This window comes from Klebsiella sp. 18074, from assembly GCF_902705905.1.
Classification (GTDB): Bacteria; Pseudomonadota; Gammaproteobacteria; order Enterobacterales; family Enterobacteriaceae; genus Klebsiella; species Klebsiella terrigena.
The window spans coordinates 1-5,836 of sequence record NZ_CACSIS010000062.1; the positions used below are offsets into that span (position 1 = coordinate 1).

Genomic DNA, 5,836 nt, shown 5'->3' on the forward strand with positions numbered 1-5,836 from the left:
ATCGGTCATCGGCTCATTACGGAAAAAGGCCATTGCCACGACCATCCAGATAACCATATCTCCCGGCAGGCGACGACGGCGAACGGTTGCATGCTCAGAGAGGGTCAGGCAGTGTTGTACCACTCAGTAGGAAGATGTTCCGCAAACATCTGCGCTGAAGGCGGTGGCATAAGGGGTGGTCGCTGAAATCGAGCAGATCATTGAGACGTGGCATAAGAAAACGGCTCCCTGTAGTGGAAGCCGTTATAGTGCCGCAGTTTAAGGATCGGTCAACCGATCCTTAACTGATCGGCATTGCGCCTCCGGCGGGCTTTCATTCAGAGTAACATTCTTGTTTTCTTACGATATTCTTCATAGTCAGGATACCGGGATAGTGATTCATCCTTTTTCTTCATATTTCTTACAAAGAACACACACCAGCCAGCAAGTACCAGGAACGGGATCCAGTGCATGGACATGATAGCCAGTGCTAGATAGATCAGAATCTCACCAAGGTAGTTAGGATTACGGCTGAAACTGAATAACCCCTCACTGATAAGACCCTTGCGGTACTGAAGCGTATAAAATTTCTGGGCATCAGCCACATAATGTAAAAAGACACCGACAATAAACAGGGTGATAACCAGAGCCAGCAGCGGTGGTGGCAGTGAAATATGGCGACTCATAAGCAACCATGGCGCAAGATAGTATCCGGCCAGAGGGAGGAAAATGAATAACCAGCCTGCCCAACCCGGAACGGGCGCCATAAAACGCCGGTCTGGATAAAAATGCTCCTTCATCAGCCACAATAATGAGTAGGTGCCATGAAGCGACAGATACACCCAAGCTTCAGTTGAGGAATTTCCCACACTAAACATCATGATCGCTACCACAGGTATCACCATGATTTTGTGAAGGTTAATATAAAAAATAGCTGACATAATGCGTTCCTTATATAAAGTCCATATTAACCATACCAGTTTAAAGTAACGGGTATAATGCGTCGCACATGAAAAAGTTGGCGCCTGCATTTACCATGCTTAAACAAGACATTGTTCGTTAACTGTTTCATTACGCAACGATAGCATTAATGCTTGAATGTCCGCTGTTGGCACAGGCCGGGGACGAAGCGAACCAGCACTTTAGGAGGAGGTCCGCAGTGAGCGAAGACAGGAAGTACGTAATTGTTCTCACTGCCGAGTGTGCATTACTTACATTGTCGTATGCCCAACAACGGGGGAGCAAGTCACCAGGTGCCCGGATAAAAATTCGCCGTTCATCTATATCCACCAGATCCATCAACGAATAAAGGATGCCAAGTCTATCGAGCTTAATACGAACGTTTTGATAACCTTCAAGATAAAAAGCCACAGGGTCGATACTCTCTTTCAATGCCGTGGCGGGCAGCCGGACCCCCTCGGCACTGGCAGGAATGATATGCACAATCGGCTTATCAAACTCATATAACCAGTATCCGGGAATGCTGTTACGGATCAGGCTGGGACGTTCACCGGCCTGTAGATCAAACACTGAGATAAAAAAATCGCGCGTGGCTTCCATGTCGTGGCTGCGGAACGTTACGTGGTGTATGTACATAAATTACCCCGCCACCTGAGTATTCTGGCTATCATTACGCCGGTTAAACAGGACAAAAAGGATCCCCGCAACCGGAATAAGGGTTGCCATCCAGGGAATACCCACCGCACCCAGCGCACTGTCTACGGTCAGCCCCCCGATAATTCCGCCGAGCGCGTTGGCCAGGTTAAACGCCGAGATATTTGCGGTGCCCGCCAGTTCCGGCGCAGCGCTACCGTACTTAAGCACGCTCATCTGCAGCGGCGGAACGTTGCCGAACGAGGCAACCCCGAACAGGAAGGTTGCCAGCAAAAACAACCAGTAGTTGCTGCTCACAAGGCCTACAATCACCAGAGAAGCGACCATCAGTACCGGCCATAAAAGCTGCGCATGGCGCAGGTTGCGGTCAGCAGTGATGCCACCTGCGTGGTTACCCAGAACCAGGCCCATCCCTACCACAAACAGCAGTACGGTCAATGCCTGTACGCTGTATCCTGCCACCTGCTCTGCGAGCGGGGCGATGTAGCCGTAGAGGGTCATAAAGCCAGTCCAGCACAACACTGTTATCGCAAGGCTTGCCAGCAACGGCCCATGACGGAACACTGCCAGCTGCTGGCGGATGCTTTTTCCCTGCTCGGGAGGCTGACGCTGAATAGTCAGCACAATGGCAATCAGCGCAACGGCACCCAGTGCGGAGACAACATAAAACGTGACGTTCCAGCCAAAGATATTGCCAATCCAGGCACCGAAGGGAACGCCCAGCACGTTAGCCAGCGTCAGTCCGGCAAACATCTGCCCGACGGCACGTCCGGCCAGACTTTCTGTCACCAGTCGCGTTGCCACCACAGCACCGATCCCGTAAAACGGCCCCTGAACCAGTCCGGCCAGCACCCGGCTGACCAGCAGCAGTGAATAGCTTGTCGACATCGCACTGACCAGGTTTGCGAAAATAAACATCACCATTAATCCCGCCAGTACATTACGTTTTTCGTAACGGGCGAGCCACAGCGTCAGTACCGGGCCGCCTAACACAATTGCCATAGCGTAAGCGGTGATAACGTTTCCAGCCTGGCCGTCCGTAATGTCGAGTGAATGCGCGAGGGTCGTTAGCAGTCCGGCGACAACAAATTCTGCGGTACCGATAGCAAAAGCGGATAAGGTCAAAATCCAGACCTGTAAAGGAATACGTTGCGGTTTCATGAGTGACTCTGGCAGATGAATGATGGGATTCATTCTGCATCACAGATTCAATTTTTATAATGACGATAAAACAGAATTGATTATTCACTTAACCAGAATAAAAACGTTATGATCGCCTTATTCATTCTCCAGCCAGTGAATGAAAAACTCGCTGAAGGCTGTCACCTGTAAAGGCTGAAAACGCCGTTGCGGGTAGACAAACTGAAGGCCAACCTGTTTTTTATCATGGCGGCTGAAGCCGATAAATGTGTCACTGAACAGCACTATGAGCCGTCCCTGCTCCACATCGCGCTTAACATCCCACCAGGATTTACTGGCGATACCTGCGCCTGCCAGCACCCACTGTCGCAGCAGGGCACCATCGTCACACACCATCGCAGGTGTGACCTGCACAACAGCAACCTCTCCCAGCTCTTCAAAGCGCCATTCGTTCATCAGCGTACCGCGCTGTTCCATCACCAGGCAGCGGTGATCATGCAGTTCAGCCGGGTGGAGAGGAACCCCGTAGATTTCGAGATAATTTTTTGAGGCAACCAGCACCCGGTAATTAGGCCGGATAAATTTAGTCACCAGATTGCTGTCCGGAAGGTTGCCAAAGCGGATGCTCATGTCCAGCCGGTTTGCAATTAAATCCATCAGGTTTTCACTGAGGTAAACCGAGCTTCTTACTTCCGGGTACAGACGTGAAAAGTCGAGGAGTGCAGGCGAAAGATACTGTCGCCCAAAATCTGACGACGCCGAAATCCGCAGGCTCCCGCTGAGCACCCCGTCTTTCTGTGTGAGTTTGGACTCCGCCTGCGCCATTTCCTCAAGTACGCGAAGCGCGGCGTGGTAAAACTCTTCCCCGGCGCGCGTCAGCGCGATAGCGCGGGTTGAACGGTTAAAGAGCCGTGTCTGGTAACGCTCTTCCAGGGCCTTTAAGCGGGCTGTCATCGTGGCCGGCGAAAGATTCATGCGCCGCCCGGCTGCAGAAAGTCCCCCAGCCTCCACTACCTGCACCAGTAAGGTAATATCTTCGAACTTTCCCATTATTCCGTTTTCCTGAAAATAGAATCAGATTTCACTGCCATTATCAAATCGGCATGCGGGGCATAAAGTCAAGGCATAACTTACCCCCCCAGGAGAAGAAAGCATGCAACAACGTACTCTTTTTGATGCCACACAGGTTGGTGCTGTTGAATTAAAAAATCGTGTCGTTATGGCACCGATGACGAGGGCCCGTGCCGCACAGCCAGGCAATATCCCCACGGCGCTGATGGCTGAATATTATCAGCAACGTGCCGGAGCAGGTCTCATCATTACAGAAGCGACGCAAATTTCTCCACAGGGTCAGGGGTACTCGTGGACGCCAGGCATTCATTCCGCTGAGCAGGTTGCGGGCTGGCAGCTGGTGACAGATGCGGTACATAAAGCGGGTGGCAAAATTTTCTCCCAGTTATGGCATGTTGGACGGATGTCTCATCAGAGTTTTCACCCGGATGACAAACCGGTTGCTCCGTCAGCGTTGTCTCCTGACGCACAGGTTTGGGTGGTCAACAGCAACGGCGTCGGAGAAATGGTTGACTGCCCGGTTCCGCGTGAAATGACGCCTAACGATATTCAGCAGGTGATTGCGGATTATCGCCACGCCGCAATTAATGCAATGAAAGCTGGATTCGACGGCGTAGAGATACACGGAGGCAATGGGTATCTGATTGATCAGTTCCTGCGTCGTTCCTCAAACAAGCGAACCGATGAGTATGGCGGCAGCCTTGCAAACCGCGTGCGTTTCGCTCAGGAAGTACTTGCAGCCATCAGTGACGTTATTGGTGCCGACCGCACGGGTATTCGTCTGGCACCCTTTATCACCCAACGTGGAATGGACGATCCCCAAGTCATCGAGGCGATTCTGGCACTGGCAGCCTGGTGCGAAACAAAAGGTATTGCCTTTATTCACCTGGCCGAAGCGGACTGGGATGATGCACCGCAGGTGCCGTATGAGTTCCGGGAAACCCTGCGGGCGACCTTTAGCGGCACGATCGTTGTGGCAGGGAATTACACTCGTGATAAAGCAGAAAAACTTCTGACGGCGGGTGTCGTCGACCTGGTGGCATTCGGTCGTCCGTTCATTGCAAACCCGGACTTCCCGCGACGTCTGAAAGAAAATCTGGCGATGGCAGATATTGGTAATCCGGCCACGCTGTTTGGTGGAAATGATGAGGGATACACCGATTACCCCTCCCTGGCCTTCTGATGGGTTAAAAAAAATCGTGACGCCCGTACGCAGGCGGTAAGTGTCAATGAAGTTGTCACCCCTGGTTGATTTATGCCGCCTGTTTTTCCCGCTCCGGATTGAGTGACGGAGACTGTAATTAAAATTGTGTAATTGCCTGTTAATGAGATGGTCACCTCCACCCTGTGAGCTGTACGCTGGCAGGGTGTAATTCTCTTGAGGGTTCCATCATGCAAAACGTCACGCTTATTGGTATTGATATGTTCACTCCAACAACGGAGACAGGCAAATTATGGACGAAAAGAAACTTAAAGCCCTTGCGGCTGAACTGGCTAAAGGCCTTAAAACCGAAGCCGATCTTAACCAGTTTTCCCGGATGCTGACCAAGCTTACCGTCGAAACAGCACTCAATGCTGAGCTGACCGACCATATCGGGCATGAGAAAAATGCGCCCAAAAAAGGCTCTAATACCCGCAATGGCTACTCGTCAAAAATGTTGCTGTGCGATGACGGCGAGATAGAACTGAACACGCCGCGCGATCGTGAAAATACCTTTGAACCTCAGTTAATTAAGAAGAACCAGACGCGTATCACACAGATGGACAGCCAGATTTTATCCCTCTACGCCAAAGGTATGACCACGCGCGAAATCGTCGCCACGTTCAAAGAAATGTACGACGCGGATGTATCGCCCACGCTGATATCTAAAGTCACTGACGCCGTAAAAGAGCAGGTTACGGAGTCGGTAAGTGTCAAGGTAGTTGGCACCCTTGGTTAATTTAAGCCGCCTGTTTTTCCCGTTCCGGATTCAACGTTACCGGGCCTTCCGGTTGCCAGTTTCTTGTCTTCCCTGACCAGCGCTCAGGATGT

The 5,836-nt window shown here is 51.5% G+C and carries 5 protein-coding genes and 2 pseudogenes; 2 read left to right on the forward strand and 5 right to left on the reverse strand.

Annotation, left to right across the window (positions count from 1 at the left end; all coding sequences use genetic code 11):
* The 5 genes and pseudogenes from GVK32_RS28155 to GVK32_RS28175 form a co-directional block, all read right to left on the reverse strand.
* A pseudogene (locus GVK32_RS28155) lies at positions 1-214 on the reverse strand (transposase domain-containing protein); the annotation flags it as partial.
* Positions 215-317: 103 nt separating this feature from the next.
* On the reverse strand, positions 318-920 hold the full coding sequence (locus tag GVK32_RS28160) for an isoprenylcysteine carboxylmethyltransferase family protein (RefSeq protein WP_159874133.1): 603 nt from the start codon (positions 918-920) through the stop codon (positions 318-320).
* A 130-nt stretch (positions 921-1,050) separates the two neighbouring features.
* On the reverse strand, positions 1,051-1,575 hold the full coding sequence (locus GVK32_RS28165; protein WP_200842952.1) for a hypothetical protein: 525 nt from the start codon (positions 1,573-1,575) through the stop codon (positions 1,051-1,053).
* A 3-nt stretch (positions 1,576-1,578) separates the two neighbouring features.
* A complete protein-coding gene (locus tag GVK32_RS28170; RefSeq protein ID WP_159874135.1) occupies positions 1,579-2,754 on the reverse strand; it encodes an MFS transporter in 1,176 nt (391 codons plus the stop codon).
* Between the two features lie 117 nt (positions 2,755-2,871).
* Complete coding sequence (locus GVK32_RS28175) at positions 2,872-3,783, reverse strand: LysR family transcriptional regulator (protein WP_159874137.1); 912 nt, start codon at positions 3,781-3,783, stop codon at positions 2,872-2,874.
* 103 nt (positions 3,784-3,886) lie between these two features.
* Between GVK32_RS28175 and GVK32_RS28180 the strand changes: the two genes are divergently transcribed.
* Positions 3,887-4,987, forward strand: coding sequence for an alkene reductase (locus GVK32_RS28180; protein ID WP_159874139.1), 1,101 nt, complete (start codon positions 3,887-3,889; stop codon positions 4,985-4,987).
* A 271-nt stretch (positions 4,988-5,258) separates the two neighbouring features.
* A pseudogene (locus tag GVK32_RS28185) lies at positions 5,259-5,708 on the forward strand (transposase); the annotation flags it as partial.
* Positions 5,709-5,836 lie beyond the last annotated feature (128 nt).